The sequence below is a fragment of the Prevotella melaninogenica genome, assembly GCF_013267595.1.
In the GTDB taxonomy this organism is placed as follows: Bacteria; Bacteroidota; Bacteroidia; order Bacteroidales; family Bacteroidaceae; genus Prevotella; species Prevotella melaninogenica_D.
In genome coordinates this window covers 591,119-612,499 of record NZ_CP054011.1, presented here as the reverse complement: position 1 = coordinate 612,499, position 21,381 = coordinate 591,119, and the positions used below count along the sequence as shown (strand labels likewise).

At 38.9% G+C, this 21,381-nt stretch carries 18 protein-coding genes; 14 read left to right on the top strand and 4 right to left on the bottom strand.

The features are described 5' to 3' along the window. Positions 1-133 precede the first annotated feature (133 nt). From FIU21_RS07765 to sucD, 4 genes are all read left to right on the top strand, one after another. On the top strand, positions 134-1,045 hold the full coding sequence (locus tag FIU21_RS07765; RefSeq protein WP_004361107.1) for a phosphate acyltransferase: 912 nt from the start codon (positions 134-136) through the stop codon (positions 1,043-1,045). Positions 1,046-1,075: 30 nt separating this feature from the next. Then, complete coding sequence (gene buk / locus FIU21_RS07760; RefSeq protein ID WP_004361106.1) at positions 1,076-2,140, top strand: butyrate kinase; 1,065 nt, start codon at positions 1,076-1,078, stop codon at positions 2,138-2,140. 65 nt (positions 2,141-2,205) lie between these two features. Continuing rightward, positions 2,206-3,345: an ADP-forming succinate--CoA ligase subunit beta gene (gene sucC / locus FIU21_RS07755; protein ID WP_004361105.1), complete on the top strand. Its 1,140-nt coding sequence runs from the start codon at positions 2,206-2,208 to the stop codon at positions 3,343-3,345. Between the two features lie 12 nt (positions 3,346-3,357). Continuing rightward, positions 3,358-4,230 carry a succinate--CoA ligase subunit alpha gene (gene sucD, locus FIU21_RS07750; protein ID WP_004361104.1) on the top strand — a complete coding sequence of 291 codons (873 nt, stop codon included), beginning with the start codon at positions 3,358-3,360 and terminating at the stop codon, positions 4,228-4,230. A gap of 242 nt (positions 4,231-4,472) precedes the next feature. Here sucD and FIU21_RS07745 read toward each other — a convergent pair whose 3' ends face one another. After that, positions 4,473-5,675 (bottom strand): esterase, encoded by a 1,203-nt coding sequence (locus tag FIU21_RS07745; protein ID WP_004361103.1) that lies wholly within the window; start codon positions 5,673-5,675, stop codon positions 4,473-4,475. 782 nt (positions 5,676-6,457) lie between these two features. Between FIU21_RS07745 and trxA the strand changes: the two genes are divergently transcribed. Beyond that, on the top strand, positions 6,458-6,967 hold the full coding sequence (gene trxA / locus FIU21_RS07740; RefSeq protein WP_036886740.1) for a thioredoxin: 510 nt from the start codon (positions 6,458-6,460) through the stop codon (positions 6,965-6,967). A gap of 9 nt (positions 6,968-6,976) precedes the next feature. Continuing rightward, the gene (locus FIU21_RS07735; protein WP_004361101.1) at positions 6,977-7,333 is read left to right on the top strand and encodes a MarR family transcriptional regulator; all 357 of its coding nucleotides are present in this window, start codon (positions 6,977-6,979) and stop codon (positions 7,331-7,333) included. Between the two features lie 156 nt (positions 7,334-7,489). Here the strand turns inward: FIU21_RS07735 and FIU21_RS07730 are convergent, their stop codons facing one another. After that, positions 7,490-9,031: a RapZ C-terminal domain-containing protein gene (locus tag FIU21_RS07730; RefSeq protein WP_004361100.1), complete on the bottom strand. Its 1,542-nt coding sequence runs from the start codon at positions 9,029-9,031 to the stop codon at positions 7,490-7,492. 123 nt (positions 9,032-9,154) lie between these two features. Then, the gene (locus FIU21_RS07725; protein WP_004361099.1) at positions 9,155-9,364 is read right to left on the bottom strand and encodes a hypothetical protein; all 210 of its coding nucleotides are present in this window, start codon (positions 9,362-9,364) and stop codon (positions 9,155-9,157) included. Positions 9,365-9,614: 250 nt separating this feature from the next. On the opposite strand from FIU21_RS07725, the gene FIU21_RS07720 reads away from it, so the two are divergent. From FIU21_RS07720 to FIU21_RS07685, 8 genes are all read left to right on the top strand, one after another. Further along, entirely contained in the window at positions 9,615-10,835 is a 1,221-nt protein-coding gene (locus FIU21_RS07720; RefSeq protein WP_004361098.1) for an HD domain-containing protein, read from the top strand. 50 nt (positions 10,836-10,885) lie between these two features. Continuing rightward, complete coding sequence (gene lpxD / locus FIU21_RS07715) at positions 10,886-11,926, top strand: UDP-3-O-(3-hydroxymyristoyl)glucosamine N-acyltransferase (RefSeq protein ID WP_004361097.1); 1,041 nt, start codon at positions 10,886-10,888, stop codon at positions 11,924-11,926. A 5-nt stretch (positions 11,927-11,931) separates the two neighbouring features. After that, on the top strand, positions 11,932-13,320 hold the full coding sequence (locus FIU21_RS07710; RefSeq protein WP_004361096.1) for a bifunctional UDP-3-O-[3-hydroxymyristoyl] N-acetylglucosamine deacetylase/3-hydroxyacyl-ACP dehydratase: 1,389 nt from the start codon (positions 11,932-11,934) through the stop codon (positions 13,318-13,320). 18 nt (positions 13,321-13,338) lie between these two features. Beyond that, positions 13,339-14,109, top strand: coding sequence for an acyl-ACP--UDP-N-acetylglucosamine O-acyltransferase (lpxA, locus tag FIU21_RS07705; protein WP_004361095.1), 771 nt, complete (start codon positions 13,339-13,341; stop codon positions 14,107-14,109). A gap of 114 nt (positions 14,110-14,223) precedes the next feature. Beyond that, complete coding sequence (gene miaA / locus FIU21_RS07700) at positions 14,224-15,135, top strand: tRNA (adenosine(37)-N6)-dimethylallyltransferase MiaA (RefSeq protein ID WP_004361094.1); 912 nt, start codon at positions 14,224-14,226, stop codon at positions 15,133-15,135. 77 nt (positions 15,136-15,212) lie between these two features. Next, positions 15,213-17,738 (top strand): transglycosylase domain-containing protein, encoded by a 2,526-nt coding sequence (locus tag FIU21_RS07695; RefSeq protein ID WP_036886738.1) that lies wholly within the window; start codon positions 15,213-15,215, stop codon positions 17,736-17,738. 297 nt (positions 17,739-18,035) lie between these two features. Next, positions 18,036-19,811 (top strand): ATP-dependent DNA helicase, encoded by a 1,776-nt coding sequence (locus FIU21_RS07690; RefSeq protein WP_004361092.1) that lies wholly within the window; start codon positions 18,036-18,038, stop codon positions 19,809-19,811. After that, positions 19,811-20,344, top strand: a complete 534-nt coding sequence (locus FIU21_RS07685; protein WP_004361091.1) for a hypothetical protein — start codon at positions 19,811-19,813, stop codon at positions 20,342-20,344. Before FIU21_RS07690 ends, FIU21_RS07685 begins: the two co-directional genes overlap by 1 nt. A gap of 154 nt (positions 20,345-20,498) precedes the next feature. Here the strand turns inward: FIU21_RS07685 and FIU21_RS07680 are convergent, their stop codons facing one another. Continuing rightward, the gene (locus FIU21_RS07680; RefSeq protein WP_004361090.1) at positions 20,499-20,984 is read right to left on the bottom strand and encodes a ferritin; all 486 of its coding nucleotides are present in this window, start codon (positions 20,982-20,984) and stop codon (positions 20,499-20,501) included. Between the last annotated feature and the right edge of the window lie 397 nt (positions 20,985-21,381).

Here is a 21,381-nt window from a genome sequence, read left to right as displayed (position 1 = left end):
CTTTTGCAAATATACACCAACCAATACAAAAAAAAGAATTTTCTTCTGTTTTTTTCTTTAAATATCGGGCATATTTCAAAACAAAGTATTATCTTTGTCACAATATAAAACTGTAACTGAAAATCGATTAACTATGCCTGGAGAAAGAAAGACTATCAATGACTTTAAGTTGCTCATTCATCTTCTTAAAGAAAGGAAGATTTGTAAACGAACAGTAGTTGTTTGGCCTGAAGAAAGCCATACACAAGAAGCTGTGTGTAAAGCTGTACACGATGGTTTCATTGAGCCCATATTAGTATGCTCTAAACAAACTATGGAAGACTATGCCAAGAAGAATGCTTTTCAATGTATTATTGCAGAATCACCAGAGGATGCAGCCCGCAAAGCTGTCGAATTAGTTAGAAGAGGTGAAGCTGACATTGTAATGAAAGGCTTTCTTAATACGGACGTCCTTCTACGTGCTATACTTGATAAAGAAGTTGGAATTTTACCGAAAGATACTGTATTAACACATATAACCGTAGCAAAGTTACCCGAGTATCCGAAATTACTTTTCTTTACCGATGCAGCTGTTATTCCTGCTCCAAATGACAAACAGCGAAGAGCGCAAGTACAATATATTGTAGACTTCTGTCATGCCTTTGAAATAGAATGTCCTAAAATTGTTCTTATCCATTGTTCTGAGAAAGTGGACGAACGTCATTTCCCATATACAGTTTCATACAAAGCACTAAAAGCAGAAGCTGAAACTGGTGCCTTTGGTAAATGTACAATAGATGGACCATTAGATTTGATAACTTCTTGTTCAGTCGAAGCAATGAAAATCAAACAAATAAACTCTCCCATCAATGGAGAAGCTGATGCATTAATTTTCCCAGACATTGAAGCTGGTAATTTGTTTTATAAAACTGTTACCCTTTTCTGTCATGCAGAAACAGCAGCTATTCTTCAAGGTACCATGGCTCCAGTAGTGCTCCCAAGTCGTGGCGATACAATTGAATCTAAGTACTATAGTCTTGCACTTGCAAGTCTTATCTCCAGATAGTATATATATAAGGTATATAAAGAAAACATTATGGCTTACAAGATTTTAGCTATTAACCCTGGATCAACATCAACTAAGATATCACTTGCCAATGATGATCAGCCTGTCTTCGTTGCTGACATTGCACACTCAAGAAAGGAACTGAGTAAATTCAAGCGTATATCCGATCAGTATCATTTCCGCAAACAAGTTGTTATTGAGGAGTTAAAGAATAGGAACATTCCTTTGGATTTTGATGCCGTCATCGGACGTGGTGGACTTGCAAAACCAGTGTCAAGTGGTGTGTTTACAATCACAGAACAGATGATAATTGACCAGCAACGAGCTATTCACCAGCATGCTTGTGACCTTGGCTGTATGATTGCTGATGAGATTGCACGAGAGATTCCAGGATGTAAGAGTTTTATTGCAGACCCAGGTGTGGTAGACGAAATGGAACCAGAAGCGCGTTTGTCAGGTTCTCCTCTTATGCCACGTATGTGTATTTGGCACGCCCTGAACCAAAAAGCTATTGGTAGACGATTTGCCAAAGACATGGGTACAACATATGAAAAGCTTAACCTAATTATATGTCATTTAGGCGGAGGAATCTCTATTGCAGCACATTCACAAGGTAGAGCTATTGATGCTAATAACGCATTGGATGGTGAAGGACCATTTTCTCCAGAACGTGCAGGAACATTACCTGCAGTTGACTTGATCCATCTTTGCTTCAGTGGGAAGTATACTGAGGAACAATTGTTGGAGAAAGTGAGTGGCCAGGCTGGTCTAATTGCTCATCTCGGAACAAATGATTTACGAGAGATAACAAATTGGATTAAGGCTGGTGACAAACATGCTGAACTCGTCGTTTCTGCCATGATTTGGCATATTGCAAAGAATATAGCAGCAGAAGGAGCAGTGCTATGTGGCAACATTGATGCAATTCTGCTGACTGGTGGTATGGCAAAGTCAGACTATATTATTGAACGTCTCAAGAAACGCCTCTCCTATCTTGCACCGATTCACGTTTATCCGGGTCAAGATGAGATGCAAGCATTGACAGAGAATGCACTGGCAGTTCTTCGAGGTGAACGCGAAGCAAAGGAGTATTAAATACCCCTACAAGTACAAGAACCCTAAACAATTAATACATAGTTTATAAATCAAAACTAAATCTTATGAAGGTACATGAATACCAAGCAAAGAAATTCTTTGCAAGTTATGGGCTTCCAGTAGACCGCAATATTATTTGCCGTACTCCTGATGAAGCTGTTGAAGCCTACAAGCAATTAGGTATTGAGAAAGCCGTAGTGAAAGCTCAGGTTCACACGGGTGGACGTGGTAAGGCTGGTGGCGTGAAACTTGGCTGTAATGAAGCAGAGATTCGTCAGCATGCTGAAGCTATCTTAGGTATGGACATCAAGGGGTTCATTGTAGACAGAGTACTTGTCAGCGAAGCTGTTGACATCGCTTCAGAGTACTATATGAGTATCCTTGTTGACCGTAAGTCAAAGTGTCCTATGTTAATGCTGAGCCGTGCAGGTGGTATGGATATCGAGCAGGTAGCAAAGGAGACACCAGAGAAGATTGAGAAGATTGTCATCGACCCAGTTATCGGAATGAGCGACTATCTCGCACGTGAGGCAGCCTTCAAGCTTTTCGATGACATGGCACAGGTTAAACAAGCTGTACCAATCTTCAAGAATATTTATAAACTCTTTACAGAGAAGGATGCCTCATTGGCTGAAATCAACCCATTAGTCATGTTGAAGGATGGTTCTTTGAAGGCCATTGATGCCAAGATGACCTTCGACGATAATGCCCTTTTCCGTCACCCAGATGTAGCCGAACTTTTTGAACCTACAGAGGAAGAACGCAAGGAGCGTGAAGCTAAAGACAAGGGATTCAGCTATGTGAACCTTGGAGGAAGCATCGGCTGCATGGTAAATGGTGCTGGTCTTGCAATGGCAACCATGGATATGATTAAGTTATATGGTGGCGAACCAGCTAACTTCCTCGATATTGGTGGTAGTTCTAACCCTGAGAAGATAGTTGAAGCTATGAAACTTCTCTTGAGTGATAAGCATGTAAAGGTAGTGTTAATCAATATCTTCGGTGGTATCACCCGCTGTGATGATGTTGCAAACGGACTCTTGGAAGCATTCAAGGTTATCGAAACAGATATTCCTATTGTCATCCGCTTGACAGGAACCAACGAGGCTGAAGGTAGAGCTATCCTCGAAGGAACCCACTTCACTGTCGGCACAAGTATGGCAGATGCTGGACATAAAGCTGTAGAACTGAGCAAAAAACTTTAAAACACAGGAGTTATGAGTATTCTAATCAATAAAGATACAAAGTTAATCGTACAGGGCATTACTGGTCGTGATGGTAGTTTTCACGCTTCAAAGATGAAGGAATATGGCACCAACGTGGTTGGTGGAACATCTCCTGGCAAGGCTGGTCAGGAAGTATGTGGCATCCCAGTATTCAACACAGTTAAAGACGCTGTTGCAGCAACTGGTGCCAACGCATCTATTATCTTCGTCCCTGCCCCATTCGCAAAAGACGCAATGCTTGAAGCAATTGATGGTGGTGTGAAACTCGTTATTTGTATCACTGAAGGCGTGCCAACACTCGATGCAGTCGCGGCACAGCGTTACGCAAAGATTAAGGGTGTAAAGGTAATTGGTCCAAACTGTCCAGGACTTATTTCTCCAGAGGAGAGTATGGCTGGTATTATGCCAACTAATATCTTCAAGAAGGGACATACGGGTGTTATCAGCCGTAGTGGTACACTGACCTATGAAGTTGTGTATAACCTCACACAAGCAGGTTTAGGACAATCAACAGCAGTTGGTGTTGGTGGTGACCCAGTCGTTGGACTTTATTTCGAGGAACTTCTCCGTATGTTCCAGGATGACCCAGAGACAGACAGTATTGCACTCATTGGAGAGATTGGCGGTGACGCCGAAGAGCGCGCTGCTAAGTTTATTAAGGAGCATGTTACAAAGCCTGTAGCAGTATTCATCTCTGGTCAGCAAGCTCCTCCGGGTAAACAGATGGGACACGCTGGTGCTATCATCTCAAGTGGCTCTGGTTCTGCAAGCGAAAAGATTGCAGCTTTTGAGGCTGTAGGTGTACCTGTTGCACGTGAGACAAGTGAAATACCAGAACTCCTTAAGAAGCAATTAAAGAAGTAAAAGGCTTGGTATTTAAACCACTTTCTATAAGATTTAGAGGAATATCCACTCAGGGTATTCCTCTATTTTTTTTATAATTCCTGAAACATTGTGGTCTAATGACCGAATTTGGGTTTAATTCTCTATAATTCTCCATATGTATCTTAATACGATTTCACTTCGAAAAAAGCACTTAATAAAAGCAACATCCCAAAGCAGTAATATACATGTAGAAAATTAGTAGAAAGTTTTATCAAGTCTTCTTACTTGAAAAGCTTTTGTGCAAATGTTGCTAAATATTCTCTCCAGTTTCTCCAAGTATGCCCACCTTTCGTCTTAAGATAAGCGTATTTATAAGATTTTTTATCCAATGCTGCACGGAGGTTTTCATCGTCGTGTGAAAGAAAATCATCCTTGCCAATACCGATCCATATAAGCTTAGGAGATTTCTTACACAGCGTCTTAAACTTCTCGTCAATGTTCTTATAAATAGGAGAAAGACTATCACCATCCTTTACCATTTGATTAAATGCAGCAGAAAATAAGCCAATATAATCAAAGGCATCAGGATTATTCAATGCAGTATAAATCGAATGAAAACCGCCCATAGACAGTCCAGCAATTGCTCTGTTTGCCTTGTCGTTCTTAACACGATAAACCTTTTCTACAAACCGAATGATATCAGGAAATGCCGTTTCAAAGTTTCCATCCATTGTTTTAGGGTATCGCATTGCAGCAGTAACAAATCCACGAGACCCCTCACCAGGTGCTGCTTCCTGCGAAATATTACCATTTGGCATTACTACAACCATTGGTTCTGCTTTCCCCTCAGCAATAAGGTTATCCAAAATTTGTGTGGCACGACCCAATTCTTCCCATGCATTCTCATCGCCTCCCATACCATGAAGTAAATAAAGAACAGGATAGCTTCGCTTGTTTGTTTCGTAACCAGCTGGCGTATAAACCGTCATACGACGTTTAAGCCCTGCGGTTGGACTATCATACCACACCTTTCTAACCGTTCCATGGGGTACATTCTTTACTGCATACAAACCATCTACACCGCCACCAACAAGCGCAACACTATATGTATTACCAATATCACGCACCGTATATATGTTCTTTGGATCTGTTATCTTTACACCATCAACAATGAGATTATAACTATAAAACTCAGGCTTTAAAGGTGCAGTTGTCAGTGTCCACCGCCCATTTGTATCCTTATTCATCAACAGTGGACTCCAATCACCATCTGCATACTTATCTGGAGTTTCTTTTCCTGCATAGAGAAAATTACCTGTAAGTTCAACCTTCTTTGCATTTGGTGCAAAAAGACTGATAGTTAAAGTATTATCTGCATTTACCACAGGAGACACTATCTCGTCATCTTTCCAATTAAGAACCTCCTGAGCTGCTACTAATGAAATGCTTGTAAGGCAAGCAAAAAACAGAATAAACCTTTTCATGATTTCGTATTTTAATTTATATCATTAACTTGATTCTTAATCTATGTGCAATCAATATTCGAAGTGTAAACACTTATTCGATTATGATTATATACTTTGTAGAGTCCAAAACATTATTACCAATGCGTAAGAAAGGTTTTAGATAAAAAATGAAGACTGCTCCTCCACTTCCTTAGATACCGTTTACTTATGATACCACATAGAATCAGTAAATCCTAAATCGTTTTATAGTTTCATCAGTTTATGTCTTTGGGAACTTCACAACTCATTGGCAAAGGTAATTAAAAAACATATAAATTCAAATTCATAAACAAAAAAAACTAAAAGCTATGTGTAATTAAAGAATATCTGTACGCCCCATTACAACACATACACTTTCCTTTAAGTCTATTTCCTCTTGTCTATAATTAAACATATATTTAGGCGCTAAAGAGATTTGTGTTTAACAACAAATTGACACTACTCGGTAAGGTTTTGCAGTGTGTTTAGTGCTCCGCACCATTGGTGCGGGCCCTTAGCACCAATGGTGTTAACCATCAACACGATGTGTGTTGGCTAAAAGCACATCAAATAAAGATGGGAAAAGGGAAACATTATCAGTACAAAGTTTCATCATCTTACAATCTAATAAAAAGTTAAAGTACAACGAATAATTTTCCATTGGAAATTTGGTGGGAAATAAAATAATAGTTATCTTTGCAACGTTTTCCTTAGGAAACAAAATAAACATTAACAAAACCGAGTAGTAAAAGAACTTCGGTAAATTAAAATTTACATATATAATGAAACGTACAGCAACACTTGTAGTGGCTATTATGGCTTTAACACTGACTGCTTGTAAGGCAGATAACAATCCTAAAAAGCAGGATAACAGTGTCATGACAACCGAACAAACAGAAGTAAATAATCAAAATGAAGGAAAGGAAACAAAGATGAATGTAACAGAAATGAACTCAGAGATGTTCCAGCAGAAAGTAATGGATTTTAAGAATAATCCAAAGACTTGGAACTTTAAGGGTGATAAGCCTGCTATTATTGACTTTTATGCAACATGGTGTGGTCCATGTAAAGCAACAGCGCCAATTCTCGAGGAAGTAGCAAGTGATTATGCAGGCCAGATTGACGTTTATAAGGTTGATGTTGACAAGCAGCGTGAGTTAGCAGCCCTCTTTGGTATTCGTTCAATCCCATCAATACTCTTCATCCCTAAGACTGGCGAACCAACAATGCAAAACGGAGCTATGAACAAAGCTCAGTTTGAGGAGGTTATTAAGTCTGTCTTGTTGAAGTAAGAACATATAATGGACAATCATTGTATCAGTAAGATTCGCGAGATATTTCGTGTCATCACAGCTTTTGAATGTGAATTACAACAGCAAATAGGCTTAAACATCAATGAAGCAATGCTGTTGTGTCTACTCTCAGAAAGTGAAAAACCTATGTTGGCTGGTGAAATAGCTGAAGAGATGAGCTTGACACGTTCGAATACTTCAAAGGTAATCGCCTCATTGGAGCAGGCTTCTCTTATTCGTCGCCGTGCTTGTTCAGAGGATGGACGTTGCCAAAGGTTTCACATTACAAAACATGGTTTAGAGAAGTTAGACCATTTGCATTGTGATTCCATAGCTGTTCCAGAGGAGTTAAAAGAAATCATATAAGATATATCGCTATCTTTCTGATAATAGACAAAGGTAAATAAAGATAGGGACGTATAGCGTGTGAGTTGCCAATTAGCATTTTAATAACTCGCAAACTATACGTCCCTATTGTTTATCTATTTTCTTAAGACTTCAATTCTTTTGAAGTCAAGATAGTTACTTCGCCTTTAATATTTGCTCAACACCTTGTTCTCTGTGCTTTATATGCACCTCAATTCCATACTTCTCATTAAGATGTTCAGCAAGATGCTGTGCACTATAAACAGAGCGATGCTGTCCACCGGTACAACCAAATGAGAACATTAAATCAGTAAAGCCACGTTGCATATAACGTTCTACATGATGGTCAGCAAGCTTATAAACAGGCTTCAAGAACTCAAGTATCTCACCATCATCTTCAAGGAAGCGGATGACAGGCTCATCTAAGCCCGTAATCTTTTTATAAGGTTCGTATCGACCTGGGTTATGCGTACTTCTACAATCAAAGACATAACCGCCTCCATTACCAGATGTATCTTCAGGAATACCCTTCTTAAATGAGAAACTAAAGACACGCACCACCAATGGACCCTTACCATCATATTTAGAGAAAGTTGCAGGACCATCTAAAGGATTAGCCTCATAAATATCTTTCTCTGCTATTTTAAGTCCATCTGTTCTGTTAGCTGCAGGCTTCTCAATATGCGCAAACTGTGGTAATAATGTGAGACGTTTCAACATATCCATCATGTAGGGATATGGGAAGACATCATCACCTAATGCCAAGAGATCACGCAGATTTTGTATAGCAGGAGGAATAGAATCGATAAAATGCTTCTTACGTTCAAAGTAACCACGGAATCCATAAGCACCTAAAACTTGCAATGTACGGAAGAGAACAAACAATGACAAGCGGTTGACAAAATGACGTTTAGAAGGTACCTCCGTATAATTCTTAAGGCTCTGATAGTATTCAAACACCAATTCACGACGCAATTTGAAAGAATACTTTGCGCTTGCTTGCCATAAGAACGAAGCAAGGTCATAATAGAAAGGACCTTTTCTTCCACCTTGGAAATCAATAAAATATGGTTTCCCTTCCTTATCTAACATAATATTTCGTGCTTGAAAATCACGATAAAGGAAGGAATCCATCTGCTCTGCTGTCAGGTCTTTTGCAAACATACGGAAGTTTGCTTCGAGCTTTAATTCATGGAAGTCGAGTTCGGTTGCTTTGAGAAAGCAATACTTAAAATAATTCAAATCAAAGAGTACACTCTCTTGATTGAATTCTGGTTGTGGGTAACAATTAGAAAAATCAAGTTCTCTTGCGCCACGCAACTGAATATTTGGTAATTCTCTTATGGTATTGCGTAACAACTTCTGCTCAGCAAGATTATAGCGTCCACAAGCCTCACGTCCACCACGTATAGCATCAAAGAGTGACGTGTTACCAAGGTCGGATTGTAGGTAACATAACTCATCAGCAGATACAGCATAGATATGTGGTACTGGCAAACGTCGTTTCTCGAAATGTTTAGCAAGATAGATAAAGGCATGATTTTCATCACGACTTGTTCCTATAACACCAATGACAGTATCATCCTCTTCGTCAAACATCCGGTAATACTCACGGTTACTACCTGCTCCTGCTAACTTTTCTACGTTTGAAGGGTTACTACCCTTCCAATTCTTATATAGTTCTAATAGTTGCTCCATAATTCTTTAACTTATGTAGATGCTTTGTAAACTACTATTAAACCATAGTTTTTACACTACATAATGAGACATAAGAAATCACAACTTTACATGAAGAAAGCTGCAATAAAGTATATGTAAAAGTTAGTCGTCTTGCTCCTCAAGCTTTTTCTTTATTTCTTCAGCTTGTTTCTCACCACGCTTCTTGTGGTCATACTGACGTAGTAAGCCATCTACCAACAGTAGAAGTGCAAGAACACCACCAGTAATAAGCCATGACCTTGTAATATAATATATGCCTCCAATAACGATGAAGAGCACGGCAAATTCTTTCCAGTTAATCAATTGTTTCATGCTACAAAGTTAACGAAAAGATTACAGATAAGGAATGAAAACAGAGAAGTTTTTATTTTAATTATTCTAATCTTATTATTTTCTGGCTATCACCATATAGCTGTCTTATAGTCAAATATATTCTATTTTGGCGAAACAAGAGGCTTTCTTACATCAACACTTAGAATTATTTATATTAAAGGGCTGTCGTCTAAAGGAAATATACTATCTTTGTATTTTAATGATAAAAGAGCAAGATAACATAGATAAGATGACAGATGCAAAGATAATTAATGACCCTGTTTTCGGATTTATAAAGGTGCCACGTGGATTGTTACTTGACATAGTACGCCACCCACTTATGCAGCGATTAACACGCATCAAGCAATTAGGATTGACACAAGAGGTTTATCCAGGTGCACAACACACACGTTTTCAACATTCTTTAGGTGCCTTTCATCTTATGAGTGAGGCACTTATATCGCTACAACAAAAAGGTGTGTTTGTCTTTGATAGTGAGGCTGAAGCGGTACAAGCTGCCATCCTAATGCATGACATCGGACATGCTCCTTTTTCTCATGTGCTGGAAAACACACTGATTAGTGGTATTACACATGAAGAAATATCGCTGATGATGATGGACCGTATCAACCAAGATATGCATGGAGCACTCAACCTTGCTATTAGTATCTTTAAGGATGAATACCCCAAATCCTACCTTCATCAGCTAATTTCCAGCCAACTTGACATGGATAGGCTTGACTATCTCCGCCGTGATAGTTTCTTTACGGGAGTGACAGAAGGCAATATTGGCTCTGCACGTATTATCAAGATGCTTAACGTTGTCGATGATGCTTTGGTAGTCGAATCAAATGGTATTTATACTATCGAGAATTATCTTACCTCACGTCGTCTTATGTATTGGCAAGTATATCTGCATAAGACAACCGTTGGATGCGAGAATGTTCTTATCAATGCTTTACATAGAGCAAAACAATTAGCAAAAGAAGGAGTTGAACTTTTTGCTTCACCTGCTCTCCGTTACTTCCTTTACAATGATATAACAGCTGAAACTTTCCACACAGACAACAAGGCGTTAGATAATTATATAGCATTGGATGACAACGATATATGGAGTGCTATTAAAGTATGGCAACAACATGAAGATAAGATACTCTCACTTCTATCTTCAAACATGATTAATCGAAAAATCTTCAAAGTAGAGGTGCGAGAAGAGGAACCAACAACAGAGGAAATCAATCAACTTAAACAACAGATTTCTGAACGATATGAGATAAGTCTCGCTGATTGTGATTACCTCATTGGAGTAAATCGGGTACAGAAAGATATGTACAATCCTTTTGATGACCATATTAGCATTCTATACAAAGACGGAACATTGAAAGATATAACTGAAGCATCAGAGATTTTGAACATTGAATTACTCTCGAAAAAAATATGTAAATATTACCTATCTTATCAACGTTTCTAATAAAAAATCCCTATCTTTGCACAAATTATAATCAATAAAAGGCAATATAAATGGAATTCTCTGCGAAACAAATATCGCAATTTATACAAGGTCATATTGAAGGTGACGAAAACGTAACCATTAATACCTTCGCCAAGATTGAAGAAGGTAAGAAAGGAGCAATCTCTTTTCTGGCAAACCCTAAATATATACACTATCTCTTTGAAACAGAGTCAAGCATTGTACTTATAGATGAAGACATTCAACTGGACAAGGAGGTAAAGCCTACTCTTATCCGTGTAAAGAATGCACGAGATTGCGTTGCTAAGTTGTTGCAACTCTATGAAAGTATGAAACCTAAGAAGCAAGGCATTGATTCTCTTGCTTTTGTTTCTTCGAAAGCAACAATTGGCAAGGATGTCTATATCGGTGCATTTGCATATATAGGTGATGGTGTAACTTTGGGTGACGGCTGTCAGATTTATCCTCATGCAACAATCATGGATGGTGTGCAGCTGGGAAATAATTGTATTGTCTATCCAAATGCAAGCATTTATCATGGTTGTAAGATTGGCAAAAATGTTATCCTTCATTCTGGTTGTGTAATTGGTGCGGATGGTTTCGGTTTTGCACCTAATCCAGAAACTAATAGTTACGATAAAATACCTCAGATTGGTATTGTAACAATAGAAGATAACGTAGAGATTGGTGCCAACACTTGTATTGACCGCTCAACCATGGGCAGTACATACGTTCGTAAGGGAGTGAAACTTGACAACCTTGTTCAAATAGCACACAACAATGATATTGGTGAGAATACAGTAATGTCTGCTCAGGTAGGTATTGCAGGCTCAACCAAAGTTGGTCAATGGTGTATGTTTGGCGGACAGGTGGGTATAGCTGGTCATATCACTATCGGTGATAAGGTATTCCTCGGTGCACAGTCAGGTGTTCCTGGTAGCCTAAAGAGTAATCAGCAACTCATTGGAACTCCTCCTATGGAGCAGCGTCCATACTTTAAGTCACAAGCTATTTTCCAGCGTTTACCAGAGATGTACAAGCAGTTGAATGCACTGCAGAAAGAAATTGAAGAATTGAAAAAGAATAAATAACATACATGGAAACAGTTAAGCAGAAAACTTTAAAGGGAAGTTTTTCCCTCTTCGGAAAGGGACTTCATACAGGATTGAGTCTTACTGTAACATTCAACCCTGCCCCAGAAAATACTGGCTATAAGATACAAAGAATTGATCTTGATGGACAGCCTATTATTGATGCTGTTGCTGAGAATGTTGTTGATACACAGCGTGGAACAGTATTGGCTAAGGGTGAGGCACGTGTTAGTACGATTGAACATGGTATGTCAGCCCTTTATGCAATGGGTATTGATAACTGTCTTATACAGATTAATGGTCCTGAATTCCCTATCCTCGATGGTTCTGCAACAATGTATGTTGATAAAATCAACGAGGTTGGTATCGTTGACCAGAATGCTCCAAAGGATTACTATATCATTCGCAAGAAGATTGAGATTAAGGATGAAAATGGCTCTGTAATCACGATTCTCCCTGACGAGCAGTTCTCTATCACTGCGATGTGTAACTTTGACTCTAAGTTTATTAGCAGTCAATTTGCTACATTGGATGATATCAATACTTATGCAACCGAGATTGCTCCAGCACGTACATTCGTTTTTGTACGTGACATTATGCCACTCTTGCAGGCTAACCTGATTAAGGGTGGTGACTTGGATAATGCAATTGTTATCTATGAGCAACAGGTTTCACAAGAGAAACTTGACCAATTGGCAGACCTCTTGAAGGTTCCACGTATGGATGCAAATAACATTGGTTATATTCAGCATAAGCCTTTACAGTGGGATAACGAATGTACACGCCATAAGCTCCTTGATATCATCGGTGATATGGCATTGATTGGTAAACCTATCAAAGGCCGTATTATTGCGACTCGTCCAGGTCATACTGTAAACAATAAGTTTGCTCGCTTGATGCGTAAAGAAATACGTAAACATGAGATACAAGCACCAATGTATGATCCAAATGATGAACCATTGATGGATAACATTCGCATCCGCGAACTTTTACCACACCGCTATCCAATGCAGTTGGTTGATAAGGTCATTGCAATGGGTTCAACAAGTATCATTGGTATTAAGAATGTAACCAGCAACGAACCATTCTTCCAAGGTCACTTCCCACAGGAGCCTGTTATGCCAGGAGTGTTACAGGTTGAGGCTATGGCTCAATGTGGTGGTCTCTTAGTACTTTCTCAGGTTGAAGAGCCTGAGCGTTGGTCAACTTACTTCTTGAAGATTGATGATGTTAAGTTCCGCCAGAAGGTTATTCCTGGTGACACGCTTATGTTCCGTGTTGAACTTCTTGGTCCTGTACGTCATGGTATCAGTTCTATGAAGGGTTATATGTTTGTTGGAGAGCGTGTTGTTGCTGAGGCTACATTCACAGCCCAAATTGTAAAGAACAAGTAATAATTACACAAGACAATTATGAACCAGATAAGCCCATTGGCCTTTGTTCATCCAGAGGCAAAACTTGGTGATAACAATATAATTGGTCCATTCTGTTATATCGATAAGAATACTGTTATCGGTGATAATAATATGTTCCAAAACAGCGTAACCATCCATGTTGGTGCACGTTTAGGCAATAACAACGAAATATTCCCAGGTGCCAGTATCTCTACAAAACCTCAAGACTTAAAGTTTAGAAATGAGGAAACACTTTGTGAGATTGGTGATAACAACTCTATTCGTGAGAATGTTACTATTTCACGTGGTACGGCTTCAAAGGGTACAACAAAGGTTGGTAGCAACAACCTACTGATGGAATGTGTACATATTGCACATGATTGTGTTATTGGTTCTGATGACATTATTGGTAATGCAACCAAATTTGCAGGCGAAGTGACAGTTGATGATAACGCTATCATATCTGCCAATATTCTCTGTCATCAGTTCTGCCATATTGGTGGATACGTTATGATACAGGGTGGAAGCCGTTTCTCTATGGATATTCCACCATATATCATTGTAGGTAAAGAGCCTGCCCGCTATATGGGAATTAACCTCATTGGTCTTCGCCGTCGTGGTTTTTCAAATGAACTCATTGAACTTATCCACAATGCTTACCGTATCCTTTATGGAACAGGTACACGTGCCGAGAACATTCAGAAGATTAAGAACGAACTACAGATTACGCCAGAGATTCAGAAGATTATAGACTTCGTTGAATCATCTGAACGTGGTATCATTAAATAAAGACTATCCCCTCCCCCTCTCAAAAGGGAGGGGAATCTTTAAAAGCGAACGAATAGCTTGAGTATTCCACAACTTAAATAAGTTGGAAAATATTATTTATAATCATTTATCAGCTTGAAAAACAAAACATTAATAGTCATCACTGGCCCAACAGGCGTTGGCAAGACAGAGGCCACCCTCCGTATTGCAGAGCATTTTAATGTACCTGTTATCAATGCTGACTCCCGACAAATATTCTCTGAGATTCCTATAGGAACAGCAGCACCAACGGCAGAACAGCAGCTGCGTGTACAACACTATTTTGTTGGTAATCATCATTTGGAAGATTACTATTCAGCAAGCCTATACGAACAAGATGTACTTAATATTATTAACAGCCAGCACACACCTATCTCGTTACTCTCAGGTGGTTCAATGATGTATATTGACGCTGTATGTAATGGTATTGATGATATCCCAACGATTCTTCCTGAAATACGAGAGAAAATGATGAAACGCTTAGAAGCAGAGGGATTAGAACAGATGTGTAATCTGTTACGAGAACTGGACCCTGAGCACTGGAAGATAGTTGACAGAAATAATCCACGTCGTGTTATCCATGCCCTTGAGATATGTATCCAAACTGGAAAAACATATACATCTTTCCGTTCCAATACTATTAAAGATCGTCCTTTTAATATCATCAAGGTTGGATTAAACCGTGATAGAGACGAACTCTATAATAGAATCAATCAGCGAGTATTAGACATGATTGAAAAGGGAATGATAGAAGAAGCACTACAAGTTTATCCTAAACGAACTCTGAATTCACTCAACACGGTTGGATATAAGGAGCTATTTGAATACCTTGATGGCTTAACAACACTTGATGAAGCCATATTTAAAATACAGAGTAATACTCGAAGATATGCTCGCAAACAGCTCACATGGTATAAAAAAGATACCGCTTTTCAATGGTTTAATCCCGATAACATTGAAGAAATCTTAAATTATGTCCATACAATGATATCAAATACAAGTAAATAAGTACTTTTGTATTAAACATATTATAGCAATATTATAAACATAGGCAAGTAGCTTTAAAACTTGAAGGTTGTCAATCAATGATAAAGAAAATATTTAAATTCATTAGAAGTATATTCCGAGGAATTTTCAATTTCTTCCCATGGTACGCAAAACTATATAAAGGTCGTGCTTGGTACACGAAGATGGCTGTCGGAACAGTATCTTTCTTTGTAGCTATCTTCCTCTATTTAGGAATGGTAGACATTAACTTCCTTTGGCTCTTTGGCAAGTCACCAGGTTTTATTGATATAAAAACTCCTCCAACCTATGCTGCATCAGAGATTTATAGTGCAGACTCTGTCCTCATTGGTAGATTCTATAAAGAGAATCGTACACCAGTAAAGTATGAGGAGGTAACCCCTGCATTCTGGAATGCACTCATCAGCACAGAGGACGAGCGCTTCTATAGCCATAATGGTATAGACTTTATGGGTATCGGTGGTGCCATCAAGGATGCCGTAACAGGTAGTGGAGGTCGTGGTGCATCAACCATCACACAGCAGTTGGCGAAGAATATGTTCCGTGTTCGTACGCAATATTCTTCAGGTCTATTAGGTCATGTACCAGGCTTGCGAATGCTTATTATGAAGAGTAAGGAATGGATTATTGCTGTGAAGTTAGAGTTAATCTATTCAAAGAAAGAAATCCTGACAATGTATGCCAACACCGTTGACTTTGGCAACAATTCCTTTGGTGTAAAGACAGCTGCTAAGACTTATTTTAATACAAGTCCTTCAAAGTTATCTATTGATCAAGCTGCAACGTTAGTAGGTATGTTGAAAGCTACTACTTATTATAATCCAATCTTGCACCCAAAGAATTCTATTCGTCGTCGTAACACTGTGCTGTATAATATGGTTACACATAATGTATTACCACATGATGAGTACGCACTATACTCTAAGCAACCTATGAAGCTGGATATACACGTGGAAGAAAACTATGATGGTCAAGCCCAGTACTTCCGTGAGTATATATCAGAATACTTCAAAGATTGGATGAAAGACAATGGTTACGACCTCTATAGCAGTGGTTTAAAAATCTATACCACCATTGACACTCGTATGCAGAAGTATGCTGAGCAAGCTGCAACAAAGCAGATGGAAAAGGTTCAACAAACTTTTGATAACCACTGGAGAGGTATGCAGCCTTGGCGCGATGCAAAGGGAAATGAGATTCCTGGCTTTATTGAGGGCATTGCTGAACGTCAGCCTTTCTATAAGAAGCTATTACAGAAATACCCTAACCAGCCTGATAGCGTTCTCTATTATCTCAACAAACCGCATAAGGTGACTCTCTTCGACTATGAAAAGGGGCATATTGAGAAAGAAATGTCATCAATGGACTCTATCCGTTATATGGTTAAATTCATGCACTGTGCTATGGTTGCTATGGAACCAGAGACTGGTGCGGTAAGAGCTTGGGTGGGTGACATTGATTTCAAAACATGGAAATATGATAAGGTTGTTGCACAGCGTCAACCAGGTTCAACCTTCAAACTATTCGTCTACTCAGAGGCATTCAATCAAGGACTGACCCCTTGTGATAAACGTCGTGATGAATATATCAGTATGCAGGTTCTTGATAAGAAGACTGGTCAGATGAAGACTTGGACACCACACAATGCCAATGGTAGATTCTCTAATGATTCTATTACACTGAAGAGTGCTTTTGCTCGCAGTATAAATTCCATTGCTGTACGCTTAGGACAGGAGATGGGCATCAAGAATATTATCCGTACAGCTCAGGAGATGGGTATTAAGAGTCCGTTGGATGATGAGCCTTCATTGGCACTCGGTTCAAGCGACGTAAACTTATTAGAATTGGTAAATGCCTATAGTACTGTAGCAAATGATGGTGAACATCATGTTCCAGTTGTCGTTACACGTATCTTAGATAAAGACGGAAACGAGGTATATGTAGCACCAAAAGACCACGAGAGAGCATTACCTTACAAGACTGCATTCCTCATGCAGGAAATGTTGAAGGCTGGTGTGAACGAAGGTGGTGGTACAAGTCAAGCATTACGCCATTATACTTTTGGGGATACAGACTGGGGAGGAAAAACTGGTACAAGTAATAACCACTCTGATGCTTGGTTTATGGCAGTCAGCCCTAAACTTGTCGTTGGTGCATGGGTTGGTGGTGAATATCGCTCCATCCACTTCCGTACAGGAGCCTTAGGACAGGGTTCAAAGACTGCACTACCTATCTGTGGAGAGTTTATTTACAGCTTAATGCGCGACAAGGCTTTCCAAAAGTATCATGCTAAGTGGCAGTTAGATCCAGACGAGGATATCGACCCTTCAATGTACAACTGTCAACCTACAGTAGTTCGGCGTGCTGCTCCTGATTCTTTGCGTGACTTTACAACAGGACATAGACGTCATCAGGAGGAAGAGGAAGAACCTATCGACGGACACGAAAATACAGACGAGGGTGGCTTTATATTAGAACCAGCTCCACAACCTACTCCAGAACGGCAGGGCAATAGTTCTAATAATGAATCGCCTCAAATTATAAAGAAGGCGAAGAAGCCACGCAGTGAAGATATGGAAATTTAAGTAATTCGTAATTCTTAAAATGGAACTTATGATTACTTTTGGTTGATAAAGAAATCAGAATACTTTGGTAATTGATTAATAACTATCAATTCTCTTCCTCAAACAACAAACTTCTATATATTCACAGAGACTTTTACCTCTGTGAGTATATATGAAGGTTTTTGTTTTATCTATAGCCTCTTGTCAGTAAACTTAACAATAGGTCGTTGTAATTATACAGAAAAGGCGCAAGGCATAAATATAACTTAGTATCAAACATAACTACCAACTGCAAAGGGAACTAAAGCCCCCCAATCAATGTCACAAAAGAAGGTAAACATAGACGTAAATACGATTGACTTGGATAATACAGAGTTGCAAAAAGCACTTCAGATTATTCAGTTTACAAACAATTCCCTATTCCTCACTGGAAAAGCAGGAACAGGAAAGTCTACATTTCTACGTTACATTGCTGCGACAACAAAGAAAAAACATATTATTCTTGCACCCACAGGTATAGCTGCTATCAATGCAGGTGGTAGTACACTGCATAGCTTCTTCAAACTTCCATTCTATCCTCTTGTCCCAACTGACAAACGTTATTCTGCTCGTAATCTACGCAGCACAATGAAATACAATGGTGACAAGTGTAAACTTTTGCGGGAAGTCGAACTAATCATTATTGATGAGATTAGTATGGTTAGAGCTGACATCATCGACTTCATCGACAAAGTACTGCGCATATACAATCGTAATATGCGCGAGCCATTCGGTGGGAAACAGCTTCTCTTGGTAGGCGACATTTATCAGTTAGAACCTGTTCTAAAGGAAGAGGATCGTCGACTCCTACAACCCTATTACCCAAGTAGCTACTTCTTTGATGCAAAGGTGTTCCAAGATTATCCACTTGTGAGTATTGAACTCAATAAAGTCTACCGTCAAAACGACCCTCACTTTATTTCTATTCTTGACCATATCCGTACGAATCAGGTTACTGACACAGATTTCAACCATATCAATGAACGTGTTGGTGCAAGTTTGGAGAATACAAACAAGCCGGAAGGAGATTTCACCATTACCCTATCGACTAAGCGAGATACAGTAGACTGGATAAACAATGAAGGACTTGATAGCCTTGATGGAGACCCTGTGATGTTCTTAGGTGAAATCAAAGGAGAGTTTCCTGAGAGTAGCCTCCCTACTCCTATTGAGTTAAACCTCAAGGTGGGAGCACATATCATGTTTATCAAAAATGACATTGAAAAACAATGGGTTAATGGAACCTTAGGTATTATTATCGGTATTGATGAGGAAGCTGGAATCCTCTATGTCCATACAGAAGAGGGAGATGACTTACAGGTGCAACATGAGATGTGGGAGAATATAAGGTACCGATTCAATGAGGAAGAACAACGAATTGAAGAGGAACAAATAGGTACTTATATACAATTCCCCATTAAGTTGGCTTGGGCTATCACTGTACATAAGAGTCAGGGACTAACTTTCAAGAACGTAAATATTGATTTTACAGGCGGTGTCTTTGCTGGTGGTCAGGCATATGTTGCTCTATCACGCTGTACCAGTCTTGAAGGTATTACACTTAAGGAACCACTGCGTAGAAATGAGGTCTTTGTAAGAAGTGAAGTAACACATTTTGCCAGACACTACAACGATAATAATATTATATCGACAGTACTCAAACAGAGCAAGGCTGATAAAGAATACTACGATGCTGTATGTGCTTTCGACAAGGGAGACTTTGATGCTTTCCTGTGTAGCTTTTTTCTTGCTATTCATAGCCGTTATGATATTGAACGACCAGCAGCCAAGCGGTATATCAGACGAAAACTGAACCTCATTAACCAGCTACGTAATGAAAATGAGGAACTTAAGCGACAACAAGCTAAGAAGAATGAGTATCTCAAAGAGCTGTCAGTAGAATATGTTATGATGGGTAAAGAGTGCGAGCGTGAAGAAATGAATGAGGCAGCTATTGCCAATTATGAGAAGGCTATTGCACTCTATCCTGATAATCCAACAGCACAGAAAAGATTGAAGAAATTAAAACATTCAACCGAAAAAGATAATAAATAATGGAGAAGAAAAAGAGTCTTTCAAAAATTATAGCAACAATCGTTTTTGGTATTGTTTTCATCATTATTGCTATTGTGTCTTGTAATCAAAGCAAAACTATAGAAGGCAGTAACAATGGAGATACTGTTGCCGCAAAAGAGTTTATGCCACATGTTGAGAATGGTAAACTAAATGTTGATTTACAGAGCATTACCTCTATTCGCTTTCCTAAGTATAAGACAGCAAAAGCAATACCTTTTATACCCGATTCTGTTAGTTTAGCGGCTGACGAAGAATCGGTAGAAAGTGGCAACTATTCAGCAACACTACTTCTTGATACGATTCCAAATAAAGAGTTTTATCAGAGAATAGACCTTGCAGCACAGCATGATACGTGTTGGGATATTAACAAATTTGCTTATACTTACGAAAGAAAAGATAAAGCTGGAGGTGTGTATAAAGTCGTATTTAGTAAAGGTGGACAGCAGATATTTGTCACTCATCTGAATAAAGACATGATAAAAAATACGAATCAAACGAAGCCGAACAAATAAATATCACAATACTCCCTTAATGATGTTAGGGAACAATACCAAAATAATAAGAATTATACATATTGTGGTCTGATGACTGATTTGGGCCTCATAAAAGCATAAAAAAAAGTGTCAAAGCAAGTAGCTTTGACACTTTTTATATCCTTTTTAAGTCTTAACGAGCCTGCTCAAGCTTGCTATCAATATGTGCAATAGCATGGCTTTCCAAGTGAGCGAATGAATCGAGAATATCCTTAACATTCTTCTCTTCCTCTACTTGCTCATCAATATACTTTGCAATGAAGTTCTGTGATGCGCGGTCCTTCTCCTCATCAGCAACATCTGCCAACTTGTTGATAAGTTCTGTAACCTTCTGCTCATGAGCAAATGTATCAACAAAAGCCTCCTTAGCGTCTGTCCAACTTGTCTTAACAGCGTCGATACTGGTAAGGATAACCTCACCACCACGATGAAGAACAAACTGAGCCATATCCATTGCGTGCTGTCTCTCCTCTTCAGCCTGCTTGTACATCCAGCCTGAGAAGCCCTTCCAGCCTTCCTTACGGAACCAGCATGACATCTGTAAATAGAGATTTGATGACCACATTTCTGCTGCAATCTGCGCATTGAACGCATCCTGCATCTTCTTTGATATATTCATTTCTTGTTCTTTTTAATTAGTAATTAATTACTTACTTCGTTAGTCACTAATAATAATTCCGACTGCAAAATTACAACATTATTGTTATTTTTCCAAATTATCAGCCCAAAAATATGATTTTTTCACATGCTTATTAAACTCATATCACACATCTATTTTATCATCCCAGCTATATTTATACTCCTTTTTAGATGATGTGTTATTGCCCCGCACATGTCGTACTGATGATAAACACCAATGGTGCTGAGCACTAATTAAGTTGCTATATATTGTTATGAAAAAGTGTATTTTTATATTATTGGGATGAGGTCTACACCCAAACGGGAATACAAACGTATTTCATCGTACTTTTATATGTCAAAAAAGATTTGCATCAAAGCGGTTACTAAAAGTAAAC